This window comes from Streptomyces sp. NPDC039480, assembly GCF_055597165.1.
The window spans coordinates 178,321-203,923 of the sequence record NZ_JBVITX010000005.1; the positions used below are offsets into that span (position 1 = coordinate 178,321).

The 25,603-nt window shown below is 72.0% G+C and carries 25 protein-coding genes; 11 read left to right on the forward strand and 14 right to left on the reverse strand.

Features of this window, described 5'->3' with window-relative positions; genetic code table 11:
• Nucleotides 1-80 precede the first annotated feature (80 nt).
• Complete coding sequence (gene pgfA, locus ACZ56E_RS17745; RefSeq protein ID WP_471215068.1) at nt 81-1,115, reverse strand: cell envelope lipid trafficking protein PgfA; 1,035 nt, start codon at nt 1,113-1,115, stop codon at nt 81-83.
• Nucleotides 1,116-1,340: 225 nt separating this feature from the next.
• Between pgfA and ACZ56E_RS17750 the strand changes: the two genes are divergently transcribed.
• The 3 genes from ACZ56E_RS17750 (at nt 1,341) to ACZ56E_RS17760 (ending at nt 3,976) form a co-directional block, all read left to right on the forward strand.
• Nucleotides 1,341-1,493 (forward strand): hypothetical protein, encoded by a 153-nt coding sequence (locus ACZ56E_RS17750; protein ID WP_471215069.1) that lies wholly within the window; start codon nt 1,341-1,343, stop codon nt 1,491-1,493.
• A 6-nt stretch (nt 1,494-1,499) separates the two neighbouring features.
• Nucleotides 1,500-3,200 carry a PucR-like N-terminal domain-containing protein gene (locus ACZ56E_RS17755; RefSeq protein WP_471215070.1) on the forward strand — a complete coding sequence of 567 codons (1,701 nt, stop codon included), beginning with the start codon at nt 1,500-1,502 and terminating at the stop codon, nt 3,198-3,200.
• Between the two features lie 107 nt (nt 3,201-3,307).
• On the forward strand, nt 3,308-3,976 hold the full coding sequence (locus ACZ56E_RS17760; protein WP_471215071.1) for an SCO2400 family protein: 669 nt from the start codon (nt 3,308-3,310) through the stop codon (nt 3,974-3,976).
• A gap of 422 nt (nt 3,977-4,398) precedes the next feature.
• Here the strand turns inward: ACZ56E_RS17760 and ACZ56E_RS17765 are convergent, their stop codons facing one another.
• A complete protein-coding gene (locus tag ACZ56E_RS17765; protein WP_471215072.1) occupies nt 4,399-4,854 on the reverse strand; it encodes a MarR family winged helix-turn-helix transcriptional regulator in 456 nt (151 codons plus the stop codon).
• 144 nt (nt 4,855-4,998) lie between these two features.
• Between ACZ56E_RS17765 and ACZ56E_RS17770 the strand changes: the two genes are divergently transcribed.
• Together ACZ56E_RS17770 and ACZ56E_RS17775 are read left to right on the forward strand one after the other, a co-directional pair.
• Entirely contained in the window at nt 4,999-6,030 is a 1,032-nt protein-coding gene (locus ACZ56E_RS17770) for an NADP-dependent oxidoreductase (protein WP_468600694.1), read from the forward strand.
• Between the two features lie 81 nt (nt 6,031-6,111).
• A complete protein-coding gene (locus ACZ56E_RS17775; protein ID WP_384263452.1) occupies nt 6,112-6,540 on the forward strand; it encodes an organic hydroperoxide resistance protein in 429 nt (142 codons plus the stop codon).
• A gap of 114 nt (nt 6,541-6,654) precedes the next feature.
• Here ACZ56E_RS17775 and ACZ56E_RS17780 read toward each other — a convergent pair whose 3' ends face one another.
• Together ACZ56E_RS17780 and ACZ56E_RS17785 are read right to left on the reverse strand one after the other, a co-directional pair.
• Nucleotides 6,655-7,815: a serine hydrolase domain-containing protein gene (locus tag ACZ56E_RS17780; RefSeq protein ID WP_471215075.1), complete on the reverse strand. Its 1,161-nt coding sequence runs from the start codon at nt 7,813-7,815 to the stop codon at nt 6,655-6,657.
• A 74-nt stretch (nt 7,816-7,889) separates the two neighbouring features.
• Nucleotides 7,890-10,472 carry a M14 family zinc carboxypeptidase gene (locus ACZ56E_RS17785; RefSeq protein WP_471215077.1) on the reverse strand — a complete coding sequence of 861 codons (2,583 nt, stop codon included), beginning with the start codon at nt 10,470-10,472 and terminating at the stop codon, nt 7,890-7,892.
• Nucleotides 10,473-10,622: 150 nt separating this feature from the next.
• Here ACZ56E_RS17785 and ACZ56E_RS17790 point away from each other — a divergent pair, with 150 nt between their 5' ends.
• Complete coding sequence (locus tag ACZ56E_RS17790; RefSeq protein WP_471215079.1) at nt 10,623-11,441, forward strand: EI24 domain-containing protein; 819 nt, start codon at nt 10,623-10,625, stop codon at nt 11,439-11,441.
• Here ACZ56E_RS17790 and ACZ56E_RS17795 read toward each other — a convergent pair.
• Together ACZ56E_RS17795 and ACZ56E_RS17800 are read right to left on the reverse strand one after the other, a co-directional pair.
• The gene (locus ACZ56E_RS17795) at nt 11,399-12,685 is read right to left on the reverse strand and encodes a pyroglutamyl-peptidase I (RefSeq protein WP_471215082.1); all 1,287 of its coding nucleotides are present in this window, start codon (nt 12,683-12,685) and stop codon (nt 11,399-11,401) included. The genes ACZ56E_RS17790 and ACZ56E_RS17795 overlap by 43 nt on opposite strands.
• 59 nt (nt 12,686-12,744) lie before the next feature.
• Complete coding sequence (locus ACZ56E_RS17800) at nt 12,745-13,011, reverse strand: hypothetical protein (protein ID WP_471215083.1); 267 nt, start codon at nt 13,009-13,011, stop codon at nt 12,745-12,747.
• 139 nt (nt 13,012-13,150) lie between these two features.
• Between ACZ56E_RS17800 and ACZ56E_RS17805 the strand changes: the two genes are divergently transcribed.
• Nucleotides 13,151-13,747: a TetR/AcrR family transcriptional regulator gene (locus ACZ56E_RS17805; RefSeq protein ID WP_471215087.1), complete on the forward strand. Its 597-nt coding sequence runs from the start codon at nt 13,151-13,153 to the stop codon at nt 13,745-13,747.
• Nucleotides 13,748-13,799: 52 nt separating this feature from the next.
• Here the strand turns inward: ACZ56E_RS17805 and ACZ56E_RS17810 are convergent, their stop codons facing one another.
• The 3 genes from ACZ56E_RS17810 to ACZ56E_RS17820 form a co-directional block, all read right to left on the reverse strand.
• Entirely contained in the window at nt 13,800-14,564 is a 765-nt protein-coding gene (locus ACZ56E_RS17810) for a hypothetical protein (protein ID WP_471215656.1), read from the reverse strand.
• Between the two features lie 129 nt (nt 14,565-14,693).
• Nucleotides 14,694-15,590, reverse strand: a complete 897-nt coding sequence (locus ACZ56E_RS17815; RefSeq protein WP_471215659.1) for an aminoglycoside phosphotransferase family protein — start codon at nt 15,588-15,590, stop codon at nt 14,694-14,696.
• 82 nt (nt 15,591-15,672) lie between these two features.
• Nucleotides 15,673-16,635, reverse strand: a complete 963-nt coding sequence (locus tag ACZ56E_RS17820; RefSeq protein WP_471215091.1) for a LysR family transcriptional regulator — start codon at nt 16,633-16,635, stop codon at nt 15,673-15,675.
• A gap of 58 nt (nt 16,636-16,693) precedes the next feature.
• Here ACZ56E_RS17820 and ACZ56E_RS17825 point away from each other — a divergent pair, with 58 nt between their 5' ends.
• Nucleotides 16,694-17,512: an NAD(P)-dependent oxidoreductase gene (locus tag ACZ56E_RS17825; protein WP_471215093.1), complete on the forward strand. Its 819-nt coding sequence runs from the start codon at nt 16,694-16,696 to the stop codon at nt 17,510-17,512.
• Nucleotides 17,513-17,565: 53 nt separating this feature from the next.
• On the forward strand, nt 17,566-17,970 hold the full coding sequence (locus ACZ56E_RS17830) for a RidA family protein (RefSeq protein ID WP_471215097.1): 405 nt from the start codon (nt 17,566-17,568) through the stop codon (nt 17,968-17,970).
• Here ACZ56E_RS17830 and ACZ56E_RS17835 read toward each other — a convergent pair.
• Entirely contained in the window at nt 17,908-18,510 is a 603-nt protein-coding gene (locus ACZ56E_RS17835; protein WP_471215098.1) for a TetR/AcrR family transcriptional regulator, read from the reverse strand. The genes ACZ56E_RS17830 and ACZ56E_RS17835 overlap by 63 nt on opposite strands.
• A gap of 139 nt (nt 18,511-18,649) precedes the next feature.
• Here ACZ56E_RS17835 and ACZ56E_RS17840 point away from each other — a divergent pair, with 139 nt between their 5' ends.
• A complete protein-coding gene (locus ACZ56E_RS17840) occupies nt 18,650-21,091 on the forward strand; it encodes a beta-glucosidase (protein ID WP_471215099.1) in 2,442 nt (813 codons plus the stop codon).
• Nucleotides 21,092-21,112: 21 nt separating this feature from the next.
• Here the strand turns inward: ACZ56E_RS17840 and ACZ56E_RS17845 are convergent, their stop codons facing one another.
• A complete protein-coding gene (locus tag ACZ56E_RS17845) occupies nt 21,113-22,102 on the reverse strand; it encodes an aldose epimerase family protein (protein WP_471215101.1) in 990 nt (329 codons plus the stop codon).
• Nucleotides 22,103-22,147: 45 nt separating this feature from the next.
• The gene (locus ACZ56E_RS17850) at nt 22,148-23,056 is read right to left on the reverse strand and encodes an SGNH/GDSL hydrolase family protein (RefSeq protein ID WP_471215103.1); all 909 of its coding nucleotides are present in this window, start codon (nt 23,054-23,056) and stop codon (nt 22,148-22,150) included.
• Nucleotides 23,057-23,397: 341 nt separating this feature from the next.
• On the opposite strand from ACZ56E_RS17850, the gene ACZ56E_RS17855 reads away from it, so the two are divergent.
• A complete protein-coding gene (locus ACZ56E_RS17855) occupies nt 23,398-23,892 on the forward strand; it encodes a DUF3145 domain-containing protein (protein ID WP_398297358.1) in 495 nt (164 codons plus the stop codon).
• Nucleotides 23,893-23,949: 57 nt separating this feature from the next.
• On the opposite strand, the gene fabF is transcribed toward ACZ56E_RS17855, so the two are convergent.
• Nucleotides 23,950-25,212 (reverse strand): beta-ketoacyl-ACP synthase II, encoded by a 1,263-nt coding sequence (fabF, locus tag ACZ56E_RS17860; protein WP_471215105.1) that lies wholly within the window; start codon nt 25,210-25,212, stop codon nt 23,950-23,952.
• Nucleotides 25,213-25,282: 70 nt separating this feature from the next.
• Nucleotides 25,283-25,531: an acyl carrier protein gene (locus ACZ56E_RS17865; RefSeq protein ID WP_398297354.1), complete on the reverse strand. Its 249-nt coding sequence runs from the start codon at nt 25,529-25,531 to the stop codon at nt 25,283-25,285.
• Nucleotides 25,532-25,603: the final 72 nt, after the last annotated feature.

Consider the following 25,603-nt stretch of genomic DNA (forward strand, 5'->3'; position numbering starts at 1 on the left):
GTGGATAGTTTTCGCCGCCCCGTACCTCGCGGCTACTCACCGAAGTGACAATTTTTGCGCTTTCAAGGGCTGACGCTTCATCACATCGTGCTGGGCTGCAGGGCGGTCGGTGACGTGTCCGGATTCGGACTCCCGGGCTCCGCCGAACCGCCGTGCCGTCCGGGGCCGTTCGCCCCGTCGTCGTGCCGCCCACGCGCGACGAGCACGACACCCGCCACCGCGAGTACCCCGCCCAGCACGCCCGCACCGAGCGGAAGCGTCTCACCGACCAGTTCAAGACGACTGCTGTCGTCGTCGGCGAGCTTCACCTGAGCCTTCTGCGTGGCCGGCGTGAACGCGATCCGCTCGCTGTCGAGCAGCACCGTCGCGTCCTTGTCCGAGCCCGGCGCCCGCAGCGTCTTGCGGGGCCCGATGGCGGCGTAGATGATCCGGCCGGTGCGCCGGTCCGCGACGAGCTCGATGCCGTGGTTGGCGTAGTACTCGTCCGCGATGACCTGGCTCTTCCTCGGCTGACCGACCATCCGCCCCGGCACCTGGCGCGTGCCCGTCTTGGTGGCCTTCACAGTGGCCGTGAAGCGGTACCCCTCGTACCCCTGGATCTTCTTCGTGCCCTTGTACGTGAGCGGCACGGTCGCGCCCAAGGTGTTGTCCCACCAGCGGTAGGACCGCTTCTCGACGTCGAAGGGGAACTTCAGATAGGCCTCGCCCTCGAAGTACGGCTCCTCGTCGCAGCAGTGCACCGGCTTGTTCGTCCTCCGGTCGGTGACCCAGCGTTCCTGGGTCCACTGGAGCGAGTCGTGCGGGCTGGCGGCGGGCAGCGACTTGTCCGGATCGACGGAGGTCACCACGTCCCAGACGGCCCTTCCGCTCTCCTCGCTGTCGGCGACGTCGCCGCGGACCTGCCGGGTGATCGTGAGGTTCTTGTCGTGGACGGTCTTGATCTTCTTGGTGTCGAAATAGCTTCCTTTGCCCTTGAAGACCGTGATGGTGTCGATGTCCACGGGCGTGCGTTTCGCTCGGGGCTCCACGTACCAGGCCAGCATCGGCGCGAGGACCAGAAGAAACGCGCCGAGCCCGAGAAGGATCAGCGACAGAGGTGAGGCGGTGCGGCGCATAGGTCACTCCTGGGCTGAGGCGGGAGAAGTGTTACTGAGCCGTATGGGCCGGGAACGTAGGCCCACCCTTGACGAAGTGTCAATGCATTGCAGAGACTGAGCACTTGCCGGACGGGGCCGGCACGGGCTGTGCGACCAGGACTTTGTGGCCGGAGCTTGCCGGCGGCCGAGTGCCTGCGCGCCCCGGGGTGGGGACGACCTCCGACAGAGAGGCTGACCCTCGCAATGCACCGACTGCTTTCCGCTTCACTCACCGTCGCCGCCGGGGCGCTCCTCGCCGTGGGCGCGGCGCTCGGCATCGTCGCGCTCCTCGACGCCACACCGGATCAGCCCAACACGCCGCTCGTGCATTACGAGACCCCGGCGCGGGGGCAGTGAGCGACCGTGGCCGCGACCAGCGCACAGCCGTCCGGCGACCGGACGGCCGCCGACAGCTTCCCGGATGGCCGGATGGCCGACGCAGGCTTTCCGGAGGGCCGGGCTCCGGAGGGTCGGACGGCCGACGCCGGGTTCCCGGACGACCGGACTCCGGAGGGTCGGACTCCGGACGACCGGACGGCCGACGTCGGGTTCCCGGAGGGCCGGGCTCCGGACGGCCGGACGGCTGACGCCGGGTTCCCGGAGGGTCGGGCTGCGGAGGGCCGGACGGCTGACGCCGGGTTCCCGGAGGGTCGGGCTCCGGAGGTTCGGAGTCCGGAGGGTCGGAGTCCGCACGACCGGAGTCCGCACGACCGGGCTCCGGACGGGCGGGCTCCGCACGACCGGGCTGCGGAGGGCGCGCCCCCGCCCCCCTCCCCGCACCGCTCCGCCTGGCGTGACGTACCGCCCCGGCAGGTACGGCAGTTCGCCGCGCTCGCCCTGGAGGAGGTGCCCGCGCTCGCCCAGGACATCCTGCGCGAGATCCGCGCCGAGTACCCCGGCCTGCCCGTCGTCCTCGACGACTCCGGCGAGCCGATGGCACTGATCGGCATCCGCCGCGCCCTGGAGGGCTTCGTCCAGCAGTTGGCGTCCCAGGAGGGCAGGCCCCGCTACCACCTGGAGGTCTTCCAGGAGTTCGGCCGAGGCGAGGGCCTGCACGGCCGCAGCCTCGACTCGCTCCAGGCGATCTACCGCCTGGGCGTACGACTGGCCTGGCGCCGCCTCGCCGAGATCGGCCAGCAGATAGAGATCCCGCCGCCCGCCATGTACGAACTCGCCGAGTCGGGCTTCGAGTACCTGGACGGCCTGGTCGACCAGTCCGTACGCGGATACGCGGAGGCGGCGGCCCGCGAGGCCGGCGAACGCCTGCGTCTGCAACGCAAGTTGATGGAGCTGCTGCTCTCCGAGCGGCGCTCCGACAGCATCACGGGGGCCGGACACGGACCCGGGGCGGGCGTGGGCCCGCCATCCGGCGGCAAGGCCTCCGCTTCCGGCAGGACGTCGGCCCTCGGCAACGCCCTCGGCGAGCGCGCCGCCCGCGTCGGCTGGCAGCTGCCCGAACGCGTCGCCGTGGGCGTCCTGTTGCGCCCCGCGCGGGAGGCCGTCGCGCCCGCCGTCGGCGAGGGCGTCCTGCTCGACATGGAGGCCGAGCAGCCCCGCATGGTGGTGCCCGACCCCGAAGCGGCGGGGCGGCCCGAGCTGCTGCGCCGCGCCATGACCGGCTGGTCCGGCGCCATCGGCCCGCCCGTCGCCCTGGCCGACGCCGCGAAGTCGCTGCGCTGGGCGGAGGCGGCGGTACGTCTCATGGAGCGCGGACTGTTGCCCTCCGGTGAGGTCCTGCACTGCACGGAGCACACCGAGGCGCTGGTGCTGCTCCAGCCCGAGGAGCTGATCGAGGACCTGGCCCGCCGCTGTCTCGCCCCCCTGGAACACTGCGGTCCGGCCCACGGCCGCCGCCTCGCCGAAACCCTCCTGGCATGGCTGGAAACCCGCGGCGGCGCCCCCGAGGTGGCGGCCCGCCTGGGGGTCCACCCGCAGACGGTCCGTTACCGCCTCCGCCAGATAAGGGAACTCTGGGGCGACGAGGTGGACGACCCGGACCGCCGATTCGAACTGGAGCTGGTGCTGCGGGCGCGGCGTCTCAGAGGCCTGCTGGGCAGGGCATGACGCGCCTGCGCCACGCCGTCGAACCCACCGGACTTTTCGATTCCGCACACAACTTTCACAGCCCCCGCTTCCACTGTTACCGGCGTGGCGCCTAGCCTCCATGCCTCATGGACTACTGCCACCCGTGCCGCAGGCACCTCAATGGCGCCCTCGCCTGCCCGGGGTGCGGAGCCCCGGCCGAAGCGCGCCGGGACTCTGCGCAGTCCGTCCCCGCGCCGCACGCGGAACCGACCGGCCCCCACACCCCCCACGAGGCGTCACCCTCGCGCTCCCGCTCCCGCTCCCGTGCCCGCGGCCGAAGGTCCCACCGACGCCGGCGCCGCAAGATCCTGTTCATCACCGCGGGCCTCGCCCTCGCGGCAGGCGGCCTGAGCCTCGCCGAACTGGCCAAGGAGGACCCGGCGACGGTATCCGCCCCGTCCCCGACGGAGACCACGGCGCCGGGCGCCGGCACGACGGCAGAGGACGCGGCGGCCACATCGAAGCCCCCCTCCAGGCCGGAGTCGCCGAACGCGAAGCACCGGCCCGACAAGGCCGCCAACAAGAACCGAAAGGAAGACGAGGCCGAGGAGCGACGGGAAACCACCAAGGCGGAAGGGACGAAGGCCCCGGAAGCAGAGAACGGAACGGGAACAGCCCCCGAGCAGACACCCCCCTCAACACAGCCACCCCCCACACCCCCGAACGCCACCCCCACGCCCCCCACCCCAAAACCAACGCCCCCCACCCCAACCCCCACCAAAACCTGCGACCGCTTCCTCTGGTGGTGTACGTAGCAACACCACCCAGGGCCACAAAAAACAAAACGCACGCGCCCCTCAAGGGGCGCGGAGAACGGCGCGACCAACCCCATCGAACCCGCACGGGACAGACGGCCTCTTAAGGGGCGCGGGGAACGGCGCGAGCAACCACATCAGACCCGCACGGGACAGACGGCCTCTTAAGGGGCGCGGGGAACGGCGCGAGCAACCACATCAGACCCGCACGGGACAGACGGGCCCTTTAAGGGGCGCGGGGAACGGCGCGAGCAACCACATCGGACCCGCACGGGACAGACGGCCTCTTAAGGGGCGCGGGGAACGGCGCGAGCAACCACATCGGACCCGCACGGGACAGACGGGCCCTTTAAGGGGCGCGGGGAACTGCGCGACCAGCCACATCAGACCCGCACCCGACACACCACCCGCCCCCGAAACACTCACCCCTCCCCCTCCCCCACCATCCTCCGCAACAACCCCCGCAAAACCCCCCGCTCCGCAGGAGACAACTCCGCCAACGGCTCCCGCGCAAAGCGCAGAGCCCCCCGTAGGCGACGGGCGACCTCCAACCCCGCCCCCGTCGGCGCCACCAGCTTCACCCGCCGGTCACCGGCGTCCCCCCGCCGCTCCACAAGCCCCCGCGCCTCCAGCCGGTCCACGATCCCCGTGATGTTCGACGGCTCACACTTCAGCTTCTGCGCGATGCGCCGCATGGGCATAGGTTCGAGGGAGAGCAGCCCGAGGACCCGCGCCTGCGCCCCGGTCAGCGCATGCTCGGCGGCCGCCTCCTCGTACTCCTCGTGATAGCGAGCCACAACCGTGCCGATGAGCTCGACGACTTCGAGTGTCAGCGGGTCGGCACGGGGGACGCGAGGGTCAGGAGCATTCGTGGCCATGACCCCCACGCTACCCACTTACTTGACATCATGAAATATTCAGGAGCATGGTTGTTTAACAACCTCAAGTATTTCTCCCCCCACCCCGTCACCCGTTCTGCCACGCAATAGCTCGCAAATAGCACGCAATAGGAGGACGCCCTCATGTCCGTCACCCCCGACCAGCTCCCCTCCGTCAGCCGCGAATGGCACCTCGTGCGGCGCCCCTCCGGCTGGCCGGTCCCGGAGGACTTCGCGCTGCGCGAGGTCCCCGTCGAGGCCCCCGCCGAGGGCCGCGTCCTCGTCCGCAACCTCCACTTCTCGGTGGACCCGTACATGCGGGGCCGGATGAACGACGTGAAGTCGTACGTCCCGCCGTTCCAGCTCGACAAGCCCATGGAGGGCGGCGCGGTCGGCGAGGTCGTCGCGTCGAACGCCGACGGCTTCGCGGTCGGCGACCACGTCCTGCACTTCGCCGGCTGGCGCGAATACGCCTCCGTGCCCGCCCAGCACGCCACCAAGGTCGACCCCGACGCCGCCCCCCTCTCCGCCTACCTCGGCGTCCTCGGCATGACGGGCCTGACCGCGTACGCGGGCCTCCTCGAGGTGGCCTCCTTCAAGGAGGGCGACGCCGTCTTCGTCTCCGGCGCGGCCGGCGCCGTCGGCGGCCAGGTCGGCCAGATCGCCAAGCTCAAGGGCGCCTCGCGCGTCATCGGCTCGGCCGGCTCGGACGACAAGGTGAAGCTGCTCGTCGAGGAGTACGGCTTCGACGCCGCCTTCAACTACAAGGACGACAAGCCGGTCGCCGAGCAGCTCAAGGAGGCCGCCCCCGACGGCATCGACGTCTACTTCGACAACGTCGGCGGCGAGCACCTGGAGGCCGCCATCAGCCGCCTCAACGTGCACGGCCGGGTCACGATCTGCGGCATGATCGCGGGCTACAACGACACCGAGCCGACCCCGGCCCCCCGCAACCTCGCCCTGGTCATCGGCAAGCGCCTGCGTCTGACGGGCATGCTCGTCCAGGACCACACCGCGCTGCAGCCGGAGTTCGTCCGCGAGGTCGGCGCCTGGATCCGCTCCGGCGAGCTCAAGTACCGCGAGACGGTCGTCGAGGGCGTGGAGAACGGCGTGGACGCGTTCCTCGGCATGCTCCGCGGCGAGAACACCGGAAAGATGATCGTCTCCCTCGCATGATTTCCGGCATCCGATAACCTGATTCCAGAAACCGTGGTCGTGGGCGCGCGCCACGTCTCGTCTCAGGAGGAATGAGCAGGTATGTCCATCCAGAAGATCGACGTCAAGTACACCGCCGTAGCCACCGCGGAGAACGGCCGCGACGGCCGCGTCGCCAGCGACGACGGCAAGCTCGACGTCGTCGTGAACCCGCCGAAGGAGATGGGCGGCAGCGGCGCGGGCACCAACCCCGAGCAGCTCTTCGCCGCCGGCTACAGCGCCTGCTTCCAGGGCGCCCTCGGCGTGGTCGCCCGCAAGGAGAACGCCGACATCTCCGGCTCGACCGTGACCGCCAAGGTCGGCATCGGCCAGAACGAGGCCGGCGGCTTCGGCCTGGAGGTCGCGATCACCGCCTCCATCCCGAACGTGGACGCGGCCACCGCGCAGTCCCTGGTCGAGAAGGCGCACCAGGTGTGCCCCTACTCGAACGCCACGCGCGGCAACATCAAGGTCGAGCTCTCGGTCGCCTGACCGGGACCTCTCCGCTCGTCCGTACGCCGGAGGGCCGCACCCGAACCAGGGGTGCGGCCCTCCGTCGTAGCCCTCCTTCGTAGCCCTCCGTCGTACACGGAGGCCATCCGTCGCTCAGCCCACTGCCAGCGCCGCCCCGTGCACCACCCGCGCGAGACGCTCGTTCTCCGCCGCCGGGCCGCCCGGGAACGCGAACCGCCGCCGCGTGTACCCGTACGCGAGGCCGCTGCGCGGGTCGGCGAACGCCTGCGAGCCGCCCACGCCGCTGTGCCCGATGGAGCCGGCGCCCAGGAACGGGTACCAGACCTCCGAGGGAGCCTGGAAGCCGACCGCGAAGACCTTGTGCGCCCGCGCCACCAGGTCGTACCCCACCGACTGGACCTGCCCGAACTCGGCGACGGTGTCCGCCGTCAGGAGCGGTTCGCCCCCTTCGATGCCGGTGACCGCCGCCGCGTACATCCCCGCGAGGCCGCGCGCGGACGCCACGCCGCCGGCCGACGCGGGCCCCTTGGCGCGCACCGCACGGGAGTTGGGCAGTGCCTCGATGTCGGTGGGCTCCGCCGCGTTGCGGTTGAAGGCGATGGCGGCCAGGTTCTGCGGGCCGGTCGGCAGCGACGCGAGGAGCGCCCGCTGCTCGGGCGTCGGGTCCATCGGCAGGACGGAGCGGAACCGCCCCTCGTGCTCCTCGGGCAGCCCTATGAAGAAGTCCAGGCCGTGCGGGGCGCGCACCCGCTCCTCGTACAGTTCCCGCAGGGTCCGGCCGGTGACGCGGAACACCACCTCGCCGGTGAGCGCCCCGATGGACAGGGCGTGGTAGCCGAAGGCGGTGCCGGGCCGCCAGTACGGGCGCTGCGCGGCCAGGCGCTCGGCGATCGCCCGGTCGTCGGCGAGCTCCTCGGGGGTGAAACCGGAGTCGGCGCCCACGACGCCCACCCGGTGCGCGAGCAGTTCTCGCAGCGTCGCGGCGCCCTTGCCCCCGGCGGCGAACTCCGGCCAGTAGTGCGCCACTTCGCGGTCCAGGTCGAGCGTGCCGTCCTGGACGAGCAGGGCGACGACGAGGTGCGCCGCGCCCTTCGTGGACGAGTACACCCCGTACAGCGTGTCGCCGTCGGTGTCGGGCCCCACCCACAGGTCGACGACCTTGCGTCCCTTGACGTACGCGGCCAACTGCCCTGCGTAGTGGGGGTCCTCGGCGGCGAGGACGGCGGTGAACTCGTCGCGCACGGCCTCGTAGCCGTCGGCGACAGTGCCCTGCACTCTGATCTCACGCGTCATACGGAAAGCCTCCAGGGCGCGGCGAAATGATCGATACCTGATCAACCGCCGCGCCCCGTAAGGTATTTCCCGCCTCAGCCGACGCTCAGCAGCGCCCGCCCGACCTGCGGGAACACTCCCTTCGGATGGTCACGGAAGAGCGGCTCGGTGCCGAAGAGCACCACCTCCGCGGCCCCGGCGGAGCCGCTCACGACGGAGGCGCGCCCCGCGGCGTCCGCGGGGCCGCCGGTGCCGTCCTCCAGCGCCCGCCAGTGCCCGGAGACGAGCGGGTTCCCGGCGCCGTACCTCTGCTCCACGCGCACACCCGGGCCGAGGTCGGTGAACCACGACGGCGAGTAGACGAAGCTGTGGTCCGGCGCACCGCCGGTGACCGTGCCGCCCGCGTTGGCCACCCGGACCACGCCGTTGGCGTCGCCGTTGCCCTCGACGGCCCGCACGGCGAGCAGCCCGGCGTCGGCGTTCAGCGCGGCCCCGGTCGCGCCCCGCCCGACCAGACCGCCGCCCCCGGCGAGGAACCGGTCGAGCCCGGCGCGGGCCGCCGGATTCAGCTTGCCGCGGTCGAGCCCGGCCGACACGAAGAGGACGTCCGCCTTCCGCCAGTCGAAGCCGGAGTTGAGCACGGCGGTCGACACGGGCACGACGTCGAAGTTCATCTCCCGCAGCGCGAACAGCTCACCCGGCGTGACGGCCGCCGCGACCCGCGTGCGGTGCAGCGCGGCACCGCCCTTGGCCTTCGTGGCATCGAAGGCGACGTCGTACTTCTTCGCGGCGACGGTCGCGGCACGCCGCGCGGACGACGGTACGACGACACTTCCGTCACGGTCACGACGTACGGAAATACCCTTATTCAGGAGGTAGTTGACGGCCGCGATCTCCTGCGGGTCGTCCAAGCGCAGCCGCAGGTCGCCGCGGGGTGCCACATATCCGACCGCTGACGCGGCACGCACCTCGCGCGTGCGCACACCGTCCAGGTCACCGCCCTTCACGGAGTCCACGCTCGCGCCCCACAGCCGGCCGAGGCTCCACCCCGAGATGTCGTACATCGTCGACACCTTGTCGCTGATGTCCCGCCCGTCGGCCAGCAGCACATTGGCCAGGCCCCGCTTCGGCTGGTGCATGTCGACGACGTACGACCCCTTCGGATACGTCCGCCCGCCGAGCCGGAAGCCGTGGCTCGCCCGCTCCACACGCACGTCGTTGGCGACCAGATGGTCCACGAGCCGCGCCGCCGCCGTCGCCGAACGCTGACCGTGCGCGCCGCCCGCCGGAATGACGTACGCGCGCGGGAACTCGGTCGTGTACACGTCCTCCGGCCCGATCCCGGGCACGCCCGGCACGGTCTCCTCCGACACCGGCACCTGCTCCGCGCCCGTCGCACCCCGCCGGAAGACCTCGATCTGGTCGGCGATCACGGAGGTGCGGTGGCGGTCGGTCCAGTCGAGCGTGGCACGCATCGCGGCGCCCGCGATGTCCACGTTGACGGCGGCCCTGCGGCGCAGCTCCGCGACCGGCTGCGTGTCGTACGCGGCGTTGTTCACCTGCATCGGGAACTCGATGGTGTGCGTCGCGACCGCGCCGTGGAACGGCATGTACTGCGGGGTGAAGATCGGCGGCCAGTCGTCCCAGCCCTCCTCCTGGTCCCGGAAGGGGATGACGGCGGGCTTCACGCCGTCCTTCTCCTCGGTGTAGCCGAGCCCGTTGACGGCGGCCTCCATGCCGAGGGCGTTGGCATAGGAGTTCTTGAGGAAGAGGTCGTACTCGTAGTTCTCGCCGTGCGGGGGAGTGGTCGGCTCGATCAGCGTGCCGTTCACGTATCCGTGCAGGTCGAGCATGACGGCGGGCTGCTTGGCGACGGCGATCCGCCGCACCGCGCGGGTCTCGGGCTGCGAGGCGGTGACGAAGTCGCGGTTGAGGTCGAAGCCGTTGGCGTTGGCGCGGGTGCCCGCCACACGGCCGTCGGGGTTGGCGGTGACGTTGAAGTAGAGGCGGTTGTGCGCGAGCAGCGACCGGCTCTTCCTGTCCTTCGCCTTCGCCAGCTTCTCGATGAGCTTCAGGGCGGCGTCGGTGCCCTCCCACTCGTTGCCGTGGATGTTGTTGTTGATGAAGACGGGCGTCTTGTACGAGGACCTGATCGCCTTGTCCCGGGCGGCGGCCGCGGGGGAGTCCTCGATGCGCTCGCGCATCCGCTCCTGCCGGGCCGTCTCCCGCGCGGACTCGGGAGCGGTGACCGTCACCAGGTACAGCTGGTGCCCGCCCGCGGAACGGCCCGCGATCTCCACGCTCACGCGGTCGCCGATGCGCTGCAGGGCGTTCAGCTTCGGGGCGATGCCGTGGTACGGCGTGAGCCCCAGCTTTATCGACTTGTCGGCAGGGTTCTCCGGGGGTGCGGTGAGCTTCCGCTCACGCGGATAGCCACGGCCCTTGTCGGCACCGAGGCCCGTGTCCCCTGCGCTCCCCCTGTCACCGAGGGCGCGCTCGGCGGCCGCTTCCGGCGCCGTGGCGGCCCGGTCGGCGTCGAGCGGCGAGCCCTCGCGGACGGCGGGCCGCGGCGTCGGATCGGCGGTCGCGCTGCCCGGGGCGAGCGCGGTGAGGGCCAGCGCGCCCGCGATGGCGGCGGTGGTGAGCAGAACGGGTCTGGATGGCCGGGATATACCCATACGTACCTCCGGGAGATCGGTAAGCGAGGTCTTACCGGTTCGCCACCCGTTCAACAAGAGGGCTGTGTTCCGCAGTTGTGCACCACCTGTGACAGTCCTGCCGACCGCCGCGGACCAAACCCCCGCCCACCTGCGGCTAAGGTGTGCCGCATGCGCGATCTGGGTGTGGGCTTCGGCTACTTGATGAAGGGGCAGCGCTGGGTCGCCCAGCACGGCAAGCAGTACGGATGGGGGCTGCTGCCCGGCCTCATCACGCTCGTCCTCTACGCGGGCGCGCTCGTGTCGCTCGCCCTGTGGGGCAGCGACCTCGTCGGCTGGGCCACGCCGTTCGCCGACGACTGGTCGTCCCCCTGGCTCGGCCTGTTCCGCGGCTTCCTGACGGCCCTGCTCTTCGCCCTCGCGCTGCTGCTGTCCGTCCTCACCTTCACCGCGGTGACCCTGCTCATCGGGGACCCCTTCTACGAGAAGCTGTCCGAACAGGTCGACATCTCCGAGTGCGGCCACGCCCCCGAGTCGGGGCTGCCGCTCTGGCGGGATCTGTGGATCTCGGCGAGGGACAGCCTGCGGATCGTCGTGCGCGCGCTGTGCTGGGGCGTGCTGCTCTTCGCGCTCGGCTTCATCCCGGTCGCCGGCCAGACCGTCGTCCCCGTGATCGGCTTCTGCGTGACCGGTTTCTTCCTGGTCGAGGAGCTCACCGCGGTCGCCATGCAGCGCCGCGGTGTGGAACTCCGCGACAGGCTCGCCCTGTTGCGCTCCCGCAAGACGCTCGCCTGGGGCTTCGGGACGCCGCTCGCCGTCGCCTTCCTGGTGCCGTTCGTCGCGGTGTTCCTGATGCCGGGCGCGGTCGCGGGCGCGACGCTGATGGCACGGGACCTGCTGGGCGAGAACGGCACGGACGGAGACGGCTCACGTGCCGTCTCCGGCGGTCAGGACGATGACATGGCGGCGCCCAGGATGCCCCGCACCTGAGCGATGATGTCCAGCCGGTTCCGTACGAACTCGGGATCGGTGACGGCCCCCGTCGCCGGGTCGGTGTTCCCCGCGCCGAACTGCAGGACGGGCGTGTGCACATGCCCGCCGGGCAGCCGGTCGTGCAGCCCCAGGCGGTCCCTCAGCAGCGTCGCCCGGTAGGCGATCTCGTTCGACAGATAGTCCCCGCCGCCGCCCGCGCGCGCCGCCGACCCCGCGGTGGGCCCGTCCGGCCGGACCACGGGCTCGGTGCCGCCCGCCGGTATCTCGGTCACCGAGGTGTTGTCGTACGCGGGGAAACGGCCCGTCTTCGCCGCCACGATCTCCTTGTACGGGAGAGTCGTCGACGTCCACTGGGGCTGCGTGGCGGGATCGCGCACCGGCACGGTCCCGGTGCGCGACAGGTTCTCGTTGTCCGCGAAGCCGCCGCGCCAGGCGCCGTTGGTCCGCTCGATGTCGAACCGGCCCACGCGGCCCTGGCTGATGGTGGTGAAGAGGTCGACGCGGGGGAGGTGCGGGCGCAGCGCCCGCTCCACGGCGCCGTCCGCGAAGTCGTCCCAGCGCACGGGGAAGACCATCGCCTCGACGCGCGCGGGCCCGTCGGCGGTCCGGATGGTCGTGCCGTCCAGGGCGAGCGCGGCGGCGCCCGACGGATTGCTGATCCGGACATCGCGGTCGAGGGTGAAGGGGTCGAATCCGGTGACGAGGATGCGCTTGATGGGCCTGTCTCCGCCTCCGTGTCCGCCGCCCTGCCGGCCGGGCGGGAAGCCGATGGTGTCCTGCCCGCGGGACGAGGTCTCCAACACGCCCATGAGCCGGTCCCGTTGGCGGTCGGAGAGTGAGAAGCGGGTGGGCTCCCACTGGCGCAGCTCCCGCGTCATGCCGAGCCGGGCCCAGTACAGCGGTCGGTCGTCGTCTCTGCTGAGACCCGCCTGCTGCTTCCCCTGCGCCCGGTCGACGGCCCGCCGCCACAGGGACTTCCCTTCGCGTACGACGAGACGCCGGGCCTGGTCGTAGGAGCGGGCCCGTTCCAGCGCACGCGCCAGTTCCGGGGCGACGGTGTCGAATCCGCTGCGCCGCAGGATCTCCTGAGGGGCGGCACGGTCGAGCCGCGCTTCTTCGACGGTGGGGGCGGTGGGGGTTGAAGGGGTGCTGGTGTTGGTGGCGGAGGCGGGGGCCGGGAATCCGACTCCCAGTCCGGCCAGCAGAGCGGCGACGCCGAGGGCGCCAAGACGTGTGTGCACGCGAGTCCTTCCGTAACCGGTGAGGTGGCGGAAGTATCGCGGGGCGCGTGGGGCGAGCGCTACGGCTGCTTCCGCATGAGCCGGCTGCGGGCCGCGGCCGCGAGCAGCGCACACCCGGCCGCTCCGACCACGAGGTCGGTCCAGCCGGGGGCGCCGGCCGCCCGCAGCAAAGCCGAGACACCGAAGGAGGAGTCCCAGCCGGCTTCCGTGATCGCGGAGCCGAAGCCCTGGACGAGCAGGATGAAGCCGAAGAGGGCGAGAAGCCCGGCGGGTGACTTTTTGGTCGCGGTCGCGGTCGCGGTCTCGGCCTTGGTCTGACGGTCCACGTGTCTCGTCTCCTCAACTGCGGTGCACGTTCCGATGCGGTCGCATCACATCATGCACGGGAGGCGGGATATGATGCAACCGCATCGAATAGCGTGGGGGTGCTACACCACCTGCTCCCGGCGGAAAGGCACGCGAACCATGCCCAAGCAGGTCGACTACGAGGACCGCAGGGCCCGCATCGCCGAGGCGGTGTGTCTCCTGATCGCCCGCTCCGGGATGGAGGCCGTCAGCCTGCGCGACGTGGCGACCGAGGCGGGGGTGTCAATGGGGGCGGTGCAGCGGTGCTTCCGCACGAAGGACGAGATGCTGCTCTTCGCCCTGGAGGGCATCTCGCAGCGGATCGGTGACCGGGCGAAGGCGCGCATCGCGGCGTCGGGGACCCCGGAGTCGGCCGTGACCCTGCTGGACCGCACGCTGTCCGCGCTGGCGCTCGTCGAGCCTGAGGACGAGACGGAGGCGCGGGTCTGGGGGGCGTTCGTCGCGCACGCGGCGGTGAGCGGGGAGCTGGCGAGGGTGCTGCGCGAGACGTACGCGAAACTGCACGAGCTCCTGGTCTGGCTGATCGGCTACGGCCAGGACACGGGTGAGCTGACCCCCGCACTGGACCCCTCCGCGGAGGCCCACGCCCTGGTGGCCCTGACGGACGGCCTCACCGCCCAGGTACTGGTGGGCCACCACACGCCGAGGTCGGCGCAGGGAATGCTGAAGAGGTACGCGGAGGGGCTGAGGGCGTAGGGGGCACGGTGACTCCGCGCCCCGTGCACCCCCCCACAACCCGGACGGATCCCTACCGCACCACGACGCTGTCCGCGGCCGAAGTCGACGCCCCAGTCGTGGTGTTGCCGTAGTACACCCAGCGCCACGACCCCGTCTCGGACGCCTTCACGGTCGTCCTGAGGGCTCCCGAGCCGTTGGCGCGCACCTTCTTCACCGTGGTGTAGGAGGTGGCTCCACTGGCCTTGAACTGCAGGGTCACCAGGCGGCTGCCGTAGGAGACGTACTTCTTCGTCTCCCAGTCGGCCCGCGTGACCTTCCCGGTCACGGTGATGGTCCTGCCCTTGGACACCGGCTCGGGCGCGGCGTTCACGCTGAGACGGGAGTTGCGCTTGACGTAGGCGGTCATGCCCTTGTCGTCCGTGTCGCCGCCGCCACCCTTGAAGGACACCTCGGCCGCGACCTTCCAGGCGCCGGCCTCGCTGTTGCGCATGTCCCACACGGAGGGGTCGAAGTACATCGTCTCCTTGATGTCGCAGACGCCCGCGCCCGCCTCGTGGCAGTCGCTCGTCTCGATGGCGTGCCACAGCCGTTCACTCGTGTCGCCGCGGTACAGGAACACCGCAGGCCACTTCCACTTGTGGGTGGTCGTCATCCGGAAGGAGGTGGGGACCGCGACCTCCTTGGACACCCCGATCACGATCGGCTTGCCGCCGTTCACCTGGACGCGGGTGAAGGAGACCCCGCCCTCGGCCGCCCCGGCCGGCACCGCGGCCAAGCCCGTGAACACCGCCGCCGCGCCACCCGCCACGACAGCTCTCCAGACCTTCTTGCCCACCTGATCCCCGATCATCTCTGTATCTGTACCGACATCTCTGCACCGAAAGGCGCCGGAGAGCCCTCCTCCGGCGCCTTTCAGACAGCCTGGATCCACACGGGGTTGTGCCCCGTGGATCACGATCGGGCATCAGAGCCCGCCGGGCTCCGTCAGGCGGCCGATGACGCGGCGTGCCGTGCTCGCCATCACCGGGTTCGTCTCCTGGTAGTACGCGAGTTCCGTGGCGGCGATCGTGAGGGCCCAGCCCCGGCCGCGCGCCCACATGGCGTCGTCGGCGGCCGGGCCGAGCGCGGCGCGGAAGGCGCGGCGGGCCTCGGTGTCCATCAGGTACCACGCGGCGATCAGGTCGACCGCGGGATCCGCCGTACCCATGCAGCCGAAGTCGATGACGGCGCTGAGCCGGCCCCCGCCGCCCCCATCGACGAGGACGTTGCCCGGCTGCAGGTCACCGTGGACCCAGACGCCGGGGCCCTCCCACGCCGGGGCGCGCACGGCGGCCTCCCACACGGCGGTCACGGCCCGCTCGTCGACGAGGCCGCCCAGGCCGGCGATCACCTCACGGGTGTGGGTGTCGCGCCCGGCGAGCGGGTCACCGCGGTAGGCGACGGGCGCCCCGGCCGGGTCCACCTCGCGCAGGGCGAGCACGAACTCCGCGACATCCTTGGCGAACAGGGCGGGCTCCGCGAGCGGGCGGTCGCCGTCCGGTGTCGTGCCGTCGAGCCAGCGGAACACCGACCACGCGTACGGGTACCCCTCGCCCGGCCGGCCCTCCCCGAGCGGCACCGGGACGGCGACCGGCAGTACGGGCGCCAGCCGGGGCAGCCACACCTGCTCCCGCTCCACATCCTCGGCGGCGCCCGCCACCCGCGGCAGCCGCACCACCATGTCCGCGCCGAGCCGGTACATGGCGTTGGACGTCCCGGCCGATTCGACCCGCTCCACGGGCAGCCCGGCCCACGCGGGGAACTGCGCGCCGACCAGCCGCCGCACCAGCCCCGCGTCGATGTCGGCTTCGTCGGCGTGCATCTTCCCGCTGCTCACATGTCCCCCTCGGCTCACCGGTCCGGCCCGAATGAAAGCCGTCAAGGAGTCCGGGGGTCAAACCAATTCAGTCCACAGAGTCCGCCCGCCGGGCCGCCTCCCGCAGCGCCGTCAGGAACGGTCGCGTCGCCGGTGCCGGAGCGCGGTCCCGGGCCGTCGCCGCGTACACCGTGCGCGGCGGCACCCCTTCGTCCCGCACCGGGACCAGCGCGATGTCCGGTCGTACGCCCTCCGCCGCGAGGGCCGGGACCAGGGCCACGCCGAGACCCGCCGCCACGTACCCCTGTTTCGCCGTCCACTCGGCGACGACATGGGCGACGCGAGGGCGGAAACCGTGGCGCAGGGCCGGCTCCAGGAGGGAGCCCTCGACACTGGGGCTGCCGGAGATCCAGTCGTCCGCCGCGAGTTGCGGGAGCCGCAGCTCGGACTCGCCCGCCAGCGCGTGCCCCGCCGGCAGCGCGACGTACAGCGTCTCGTCGAGCAGGTGGTGCAGCACGTACGCGTCGCCGGGCAGTGCGCCGCCCGTCGTCGACACCACCGCGAGGTCGAGCTCGCCCTCCGCGAGCCGGGACAGGAGCGCGGGCGTCAGACCCTCCTCGCGGGTGAGGGCCACGCCGGGGTGGCGGGCCCGGAACGCCGCGATCGCCCGCGGCACCAGACCCGCGTCCGCCGTCGCGAACGCGCCGACCCGCAGCAGCCCGCCCGACGCGTCCCGGAGCGCCGCCAACTCCCGCCCCATGGCGTGCAGTCGGGACAGCAGCTCCTGCGCGTGCGGCGCCATCGCCCGGCCGTACGCCGTCGGACGCACCCCGCGCGGCAGCCGGTCGAAGAGCGGCGCGCCGCCGAGTGCCGCCTCCAGCGCCGCGATCTGCCGCGACACGGCGGACTGCGTCCACCCCAGCTCCCGCGCGGCCACCGTGAACGACCCGTGCCGGGCCACCTCCAGAAAGGTGCGGAGCCAGACGGTCGACAGGTCGGGCGGCAGTGGGTCCGGGGTCCACGCCTCCCGTGCAGCATGCGGATTCGGCATGGCTCGCATGCTAGACATTCGCTTGTCGCATCCCGTGGCCGGGCCTAGCGTCGGGCCCATGGAAAAGATCGCATTCCTCGGGCTCGGCCGCATGGGCGAACCCATGGCGCGCCAACTGCTGTTGGCCGGGCACCCGTTGACCGTCTGGAACCGTTCACCGGCGAAGGCGGACACCCTCGTCGCGGAGGGTGCCGTGGCCGCCGCGACCCCCGCCGACGCCGTCCGCGAAGCCGACGTCGTCATCACGATGCTCGCGGGGCCCGCAGCCGTGCGCGAGGTCGCCGGCGCCGTCCTCCCCGCCCTCCGCCCCGGCGCCCACTGGGTGGAGATGTCGACCGTCGGACCGGACACGGTGAGGGAGTTGGCGGAGCGCGTCCCGGACGGCGTCACCCTCGTCGACGCCCCCGTCATGGGCAGCACCGACAAGGCCGCCGCAGGTGAGCTCGGCATTCTCGCGGGCGGCGAAGTGACGGGCGTCGAGCACGTCCTCGCCCGCTTCGGCCCGGTCACCCGCACCGGCGCCCTGGGCGCCGGCGCGGCGCTCAAGCTCGTCGTCAACACCGCCGTCATCGGCGGAGTCGCCCTGGTCGCCGAGGCCATGAAGCTCGCCGACGCACTCGGCCTCGACGAGGACACCGCAAAGGGGGCCCTCGCCGCAGGGCCGCTCGGCGGCGCCGTCGCCCGTGCCTTCGCGACCGGCGTGCACTTCGGCAGCGATCTCGCCGTCAAGGACATCACCCTCGCCACGGAAGCCGCCCAACTCCCGGCGGTGAGCGCCATGTTGGGTCACTTCGAGGCGGCGGCCGCCGACCCCGACGTGGTCCACGAGGACATCGCCCACGCCGTCACCCACATCCGCACCCGGCACGACACCTGACGCCACCGCCCCACCCCGCGCCCACCCCCACGCCCACACAAGGAGCCCGCACCGTGCAGATCGCCATCGGCAACCCCGCCGCCGCCCCGCAGCCCTTCGGTCCCTACTCGCAGGTCGCCCGCGTCGAACACGCCGACGGCGGGGTCCTGTTGTACGTCTCGGGGCAGTGCGCCGAGGGCGACGACATGGCCACCCAGACCCGCGGCGTCTTCGAGGCCCTGGAACTGCTGCTCAAGGCCCACGGCGCCGGACTGGACGACATCATCAACATCCGCACGTTCCTGACCGACATGGACGGCTTCGCCGACTACGCGGCCGTACGCAAGGAGTTCCTCACCGGCACCCCGCCCACCAGCACCACCGTCGCGGTGGCGCGCCTCGTCCCGCCGCGGGCGCTAGTCGAGGTCGAGGTGGTCGCCGCCCTCGCCGTCGCCGCTCCCGGCGCCTCCGCCCAGTAGCCGCAGGAAGTTCCTGAACGCCCCCGGCATGTCCACCGTGTCGGGGGCGAGCAGCCACTGGTACTGCAGGCCGTCCATCACCGCCACCATCAGCGGCGCGGCGGCCTCCGGGGTGAGCCCGCCCGGCAGCCGGTCCCCGTACTCGGCGCGCAGCACCGCCGTGAAGCTCTCGCGCACCGCCTCGTACCGCCCCGCGAAGAAGGCGCGGGCCGGATGCCCGTCCGTGACGCTCTCGCCGAGCAGGGCGGAGAAGGTCTGCACGATGCCGGGGCGCATCGCGTTGTACTCGACGAGCGAGCCGAGCAGATCGAGCCGCCACTCGGCGCGCGGCACCGCGTCCCACTGGTCGCGGGCCTCCAGGACGGCGACCAGCAGCGCCTCCTTGGTGGGGAAGTGGTGCAGCAGCCCCTGCTGGGTGAGCCCGACCCGCTCGGCCACCGCCCCGAGGGTCGCGCCCCGGTAGCCGCGCTCGGCGATGACCTCGAACGCCGCCCGCAGGATCTCCGCGCGCCGCTCCTCACCCCTGGCCCTGACCGCCATGGCAGGCACCCCTTCCGTACGTCCTTGCTCGGAGGACCGTACGACATGTTTGAGTAACGGCAGGATAACGAAACCTACCGGTTCACAGGTACGGGATGCACGATGGAGGAGGAACCGGACGGAACGAGGAGGCGCCCCCATGGCGGAAACCGAGCAGACCCGGGTCCGAGAGGCCGCCGTCGAGGCCGCTCTCGGCAGGCTCGACCTGGACGCCAAGGCCCGCCTCCTCGGCGGCCGGAACATGTGGGCCCTGCACCCCCTGCCGGAGATCGGCCTGGGGTCCCTCGTCATGTCCGACGGCCCGATCGGCGTACGCGGCGTCCGCTGGACCGCCGACGACCCGTCCATCGCCCTGCCGTCCCCGACCGCCCTCGCCGCCACCTGGGACCAGGAGCTCGCCCGCCGCGCCGGCGCACTGCTCGCGCAGGAGGCCCGCCGCAAGGGCGTGCACGTCCTCCTCGCCCCCACCGTCAACCTCCACCGCTCCCCGCTCGGCGGCCGCCATTTCGAGGCGTACAGCGAGGACCCGTACCTGACGGGCGTCATCGGCACCGGCTATGTGCGGGGCGTCCAGTCCGGCGGCGTCGGCACGACCGTCAAGCACTTCGTCGCCAACGACGCCGAGACCGACCGCTTCACCGTCGACAACAAGGTGCCCCCGCGCGCCCTGCGCGAGCTCTACCTGGCGCCCTTCGAAGCCATCGTCGCCAACGCCCACCCGTGGGGCATCATGACCGCGTACAACCAGGTCAACGGCGTGACGATGACCGAGCACCGGTATCTCGTCGAGGACGTCCTGCGCGGCGAGTGGGGCTTCGACGGCTACAACGTCTCCGACTGGATGGCCGCCCGCTCCACCACCGGCGCCATCGAGGGCGGCCTCGACGTCGCCATGCCGGGCCCCCGGACCGTCTACGGCGAGCCACTGGCCGCCGCCGTCCGCGCGGGCCGGGTCACGGAAGAGACCCTGGACGAGGCCGTCCGCAACGTCCTGCGCCTCGCCGCCCGCGTCGGCGTCCTCGAAGGCGCCGAACCGGCCGTCGCCCCGCGGGACCTGCCCGCCGAGATCGACGGCGAGGCCCTCGCCCGCGAGATCGCCCGCCGCTCCTTCGTCCTCGTGCGCAACGAGAACCGGACCCTGCCGCTGCGCGGCGACGGCACCGTCGCCCTCATCGGCGCCGCCGCCCGCGACGCCCGAATCCTCGGCGGCGGCTCCGCCACCGTCTTCCCCGCCCACGTCGTCTCCCCGCTCGACGGCCTGACCGCCGCCCTGCCCGAGGGCGCGCTCTCGTACGCTGTCGGCGCCGACCCCAGCGACGAGCTCGCCCCCGCCGACAAGGGGTTCGAGCTCCGCGCGGTCTGCCGCGACGCCACGGGCGCCGTCCTCGGCGAGGGCAGCCTCCCCTCCGGCCAGGTCCAGTGGATCGGCGACGACCTGCCCGAGGGCGTCACCCACGAGGCCCTGGCGAGCGTCGAGGTGACCGGCACCTTCACGCCGCGCGAGAGCGGCGACCACGCGTTCGGCACGCGCGGCCTCGGCGCCTTCACGCTCACCGTCGGCGGCGAGGTCCTCTACGACGGCGTCCAGGGGGCGGCCGCCGCCTCCGACCCCTTCGAGGCCTTCTTCGGCTCGCCGGTGGAGCGCGGCAAGGTGGCGCTCACCGCGGGCGAGCCCGTCGAGATCTCCCTGCGCCACGCGGTCGGCCGGGAGCCCGCGGCCCCGCTGCCGGCCGTCATGTTCTCCCTCGTCCACCTCGGCCCGCGCCGCCCCGCCGACGAGCTGATCGCCGAGGCCGTCGAGGCGGCCCGCGCCGCCGACACCGCCGTCGTGGTCGTCGCCACCACCGAGAGCGTCGAGTCAGAGGGCTTCGACCGCCGCGACCTCGCACTGCCGGGCCGCCAGGACGACCTGGTCCGCGCGGTGGCCGCCGCCAACCCGAACACCGTGGTCGTCGTCAACTCCGGCTCCCCGGTGGAACTCCCGTGGCGCGACGCCGTCGCGGCCGTGCTGATCGGCTGGTTCCCCGGCCAGGAGGGCGGCGCCGCCCTCGCCGACGTCCTGCTCGGCACCGAGGAGCCCGGCGGCCGACTGCCCACGACATGGGGCGACCTGGCATCCGCACCCATCACCCGGACCACCCCCGTCGACGGCGAACTCCACTACGAAGAGGGCGTGTTCATCGGATACCCCGCCTGGGAGAGGGCGGGTGCCACGCCCGCCTACGCCTTCGGGCACGGCCTCGGCTACACCGACTGGACGTACGAGTCACTCACCGTCGACGGCACGACCGCCACGGTCCGCGTCCGCAACACCGGGGACCGCGCGGGCCACGAGGTCGTCCAGGTCTATCTGGCCCCCACCGACAACGACGGCAGCCGCCCCGCCCACTGGCTGGCCGGCTTCGCGAGCGCCGACGCGGCACCCGGCGAGAGCGTCGAGGTCACCGTCGACCTCCCGCGCCGCGCCTTCGAGACCTGGGACGAGACCGCCAACTCGTGGGTGTTCCAGACCGGTTCGTACGAGGTGGAGGCGGGCCGATCCGTCACGGACCGCCGCCTGAGCACCCCTTTGACCGCCTGACAGAAGAGGAACCCCCCGACCTCACCGCACCGAGAAGCCGTACACCGTCTCCGACGCGTACACCTCGCCAGGACGCAGCACCGCGGAAGGAAAGTGCGGCCGGTGCGGCGAGTCGGGAAACCGCTGGGTCTCCAGCGCGATCCCGCCGCAGGGCACGAACGGCAGCTCCGGGGCGAAGTGGTCCGCTGTGTAGAGCTGGAGGCCCGGCTCCGTCGTCGCGACGGTCAGGACCCGGCCGGAGCCGGGATCGCATAGCCCGGCCACCTCGACCGGCTCCGCCGTGACCCCCTTGTCCAGCACATAGTTGTGGTCGTAGCCGGGCCCGGCCCCGCGCGCCGCACGGAAGTCGAACCGGGTCCCCGCGACGTCCTCGTACGCCCCCGTCGGAATCCCGGCGCCGTCCGTCGGCGTGAAGCGGGAGGCCGCGATCCGCACCTCGTGCCCGAGCGCGCTGCCCGACCCCGCCCCGGCGAGGTTCCAGTACGTGTGGTTGGTGAGGTTCACGACGGTCGGCGCGTCGGTCGTCGCCTCGTACGCGATCCGCAGCGCCCCCGCCTCGTCCAGCGCGTACGTCGCCGAGACCGCGAGCCGCCCGGGATAGCCCTCCTCGCCGTCGGGCGAGACCCGCGAGAGCCGCACCCCGTGCCCGCCCGCAGGCTCCGCGTCCCAGACGTGCTTGTCGAAGCCGCGCTCGCCACCGTGCAGCGCGTTGGGCCCGTTGTTCCGCGCGAGGTCGTACGTCCGCCCGTCGACGGCGAAGGAACCGCCTGCGATCCGGTTCGCGTACCGCCCCACCAGCGCCCCGAAGTACGGCCCCGGATGCGCCAGATAACCGTCGAGTCCCTCGAAGCCCAGCGCCACGGGCGCCGCGCGCCCCGACCGGTCGGGGACCTCCACCGACTGCACGATCCCGCCGTACGACAGGACGCGCACCCGCACCCCGGCCCTCTCCAGCGTCCAGCGGTGGACGGGGCTGCCGTCGGGAAGCGTCCCGAAGAGTTCACTGCGCATGATCGAGACCCTAGCCGCGCCCCCGCCCGGAGCGCCCTCCTCCGGCTATGCCACGGGCTTCTTCGACGTCACCTGCCGGTAGGCGATCTCGGCGAGCCGCGCCTGGCCGTTCTTGCTGGGGTGGAACCAGTCCCAGTGGCTCAACTGGTCGCCGTCGAAGCGGTAGTCGAAGACCGCCCCGCCGTCGTGCCGGCAGCGCCGGTCCTTCTCACACACCTCTTTGAGGACTTCGTTGTACGCGACCACGCGGTCCCGCACCGCGTCGCGCCGCTGCGTCGCCCGCGCGTCCAGGTCGTCCGGGTCGGCCAGCATGGAGGCGCAGATGCCCAGCTTCCACACCTGCTTGCCCAGCGGATTGGTCCGCCCCTGGGACCAGAGCCGCTTCAGATCCGGCACGGACGCCACGTACACCTGCGCCTTCGGCAGCTCGCGGCGCAGGGTGCGCATCGCCTTCTGGAAGTCGGCGCGGAACTGCGCGACCGGCGTCATCGCGGCGGCGGACGAGCGGCAGGCGTCGTTGGCGCCCGTCATCACCGTGACCAGCTCGGGGCGCTCGCTGGCGGCCGCCTCGACCTGCCCGGTCAGATCCGCCATGCGGGCGCCGGTCTTCGCGTGGTTCCAACTGTGCGTGGCGGCGCGCCCCTTCCCGAGCAGCCGCGTCGCCAGGCTGTTGATCTCGGCGTCGGTGCCGGTCGCCCAGGACGCCTCGGGGCAGTCGGAGAGCACCGAGCAGGCGTCGAAGCCGCGGGTGATGGAGTCGCCCACGGCCGCCAGCGAGCGGGGCGAGGTGTCCCAGGCGGGAGTGGGTTTCGGGGACGGCTTGTGGGCGGACGAGCCGCCGGGCGCCCCGGAGTTGCCGCCCTGGGCGTCGCACGCGGTGAGCGCACCGCCGCAGAGAAGCGCCGTCGTCGCGAGGGCGACGGCGGCACGTGAGCGGTGCCTGCGGTTCCGCATCCCCTGCTCCCCTCTGTCGTTCAACGTGACGTCGTGCGGGTGGCCGGGGTTGCGCCCCGCCGGGTGAAAGGTCGGAGTTTCCTGGCCTTCGGACCGACGGTACGTCACACTCCTTGCGCCGCCGCACGGTAGCCTCGGCCCGTAGCCGCCGGACCACTGCTGTCACGGCAGCGACAGGCGGGTGGTCCACCCGGTGGCGCCCCGCTGCGGTGGTTCCGCTAAATTACATCACGTCACATCTGTCCCCTTTTCCCAGGTTTATCTAGTATTTGGGGAAAACTGCTCGGCACGGGCGCGAGGCCGCTGGGGAAGGCGAACCTCGACCCACACTGGAGGTCCCGGTGACGACACGTGGAGTTCTGTACGTGCACTCCGCTCCGCGCGCGCTGTGCCCACACGTCGAGTGGGCTGTCGCGGGCGTGCTCGGTGCGCGTGTGAGCCTCGACTGGATCAGGCAGCCCGCCGCGCCGGGCACCTGGAGATCCGAATTCTCCTGGCAGGGCTCGGTGGGCACCGCGTCCAAGCTCGCCTCCGCCCTGCGCGGCTGGGATCTGCTGCGCTTCGAGGTCACGGCGGAGCCCTGCACCAGCGCCGAGGGCGAGCGCTACAGCGCCACGCCCGAGCTCGGCATCTACCACGCCGTGACCGGCATCCACGGCGACATCCTGGTCCCCGAGGACCGGCTCCGCGCCGCCCTGGCCCGCTCGCAGCGCGGCGAGAGCAACCTGGAGGCGGAGCTGGCCAAGCTCCTCGGCAAGCCCTGGGACGACGAGCTGGAGCCCTTCCGGTACGCGGGCGAGGGGGCACCCGTGCGCTGGCTGCACCAAGTGGTCTGACCTACGCGAAGGGGCCCCACCGAATGGTGGGGCCCCTTCGCGTTACGTGCGGAAGGCTCAGACGCTGCGGAACGCCAGGACCACGTTGTGGCCGCCGAAGCCGAACGAGTCGTTCAGCGCCGCGATCGTGCCCTCGGGCAGCGGACGGGCCTCGCCGCGGACGATGTCCGCGTCGACCTCGGGGTCGAGGTTGTCGATGTTGATCGTCGGCGGGGCGACACGGTGCTTGAGCGCGAGGACCGTGGCCACGGTCTCCACGCCGCCCGCGCCACCGAGCAGGTGACCGGTCATCGACTTGGTGCTGGAGATCGCCATGTGGTCCACGTCGTCGCCGAACGCCTTGCGCAGCGCCTTGATCTCCGCGACGTCACCCTGCGGCGTCGAGGTCGCGTGCGCGTTCACGTGCACGATCTCGGCGGGCTTGAGGTCCGTCGTGTCGACCAGGTTCTGCAGCGCCGCGGCGATGCCGTTGCCGGACGGCTCGGGCTGCGTGATGTGGTGGGCGTCGGCCGAGATGCCCTGGCCGACGGCCTCCGCGTAGATCTTCGCGCCGCGGGCCTTGGCGTGCTCCTCGGACTCAAGGACGATCACACCGGCGCCCTCGCCGAGCACGAAGCCGTTGCGGTCCGCGTCGTAGGGCCGCGAGGCGCCCTGCGGGTCGTCGTTGTTCTTGGACATCGCCATCATGTTGCCGAACGCGACGATGGGCAGCGGGTGGATCGCCGCCTCCGTGCCGCCCGCGACGACGACGTCGGCGCGGCCGGTACGGATCATCTCGATCGCGTAGCCGATGGCCTCCGCGCCCGAGGCGCAGGCCGACACCGGGGTGTGGACGCCCGCGTGGGCGCCCAGCTCGATGCCGACGTTGGCCGCCGGGGAGTTGGGCATCAGCATCGGCACGGTGTGCGGGGAGACGCGGCGTACGCCCTTCTCCTTGAGCACGTCGTACTGGTCGAGGAGCGTGGTCACGCCGCCGATGCCGGACGCGATGACCGCGCCGAGACGGTGCGGGTCCACCGAAGTGTCCTCGCCCGCCTTGGCGGTGTAGCCGGCGTCCGCCCAGGCCTCCTTGGCCGCGATCAGCGCGAACTGCGCCGACCGGTCCAGCTTGCGGGCCTGCGGGCGGGGGATGACCTCGCCCGGCTCCACGGCGATCTGACCGGCGATGCGGACCGGCAGCTCGGCTGCCCAGTCCTGCTCCAGCGTGCTGACGCCGGAACGGCCCGCGAGCAGGCCCTCCCACGTCGAGGCTGCGTCGCCACCCAGCGGTGTGGTTGCGCCGATACCGGTGACGACCACGGTGCGATTGGTCGAGTTCACAGGAAAATTCTCCACGGTGTTGAGGGGATCAGCGGCGCCACCGCCGGGTGGCGACTGAGCACGAGCTGGGTCAGCTCTGGTGCTCGAGGATGTACTTGGTCGCGTCGCCGACCGTCTTGAGGTTCTTGACGTCGTCGTCCGGGATCTTGACGTCGAAGCGCTCTTCGGCGGCGACGACGACCTCGACCATGGACAGCGAGTCGACGTCCAGGTCGTCGGTGAAGGACTTGTCCAGCTGGACGTCCTCGACCGGGATGCCGGCGATCTCGTTCACGATCTCGGCGAGACCGTCAACGATCTCCTTCTCAGTGGCGGCCATGTTGGCGCTCCTTCTTGTGGATCCAGAGGGTGGGGCGCCCGCCGCGGCAGCGGCAGGCTGGGCACAGTTGTA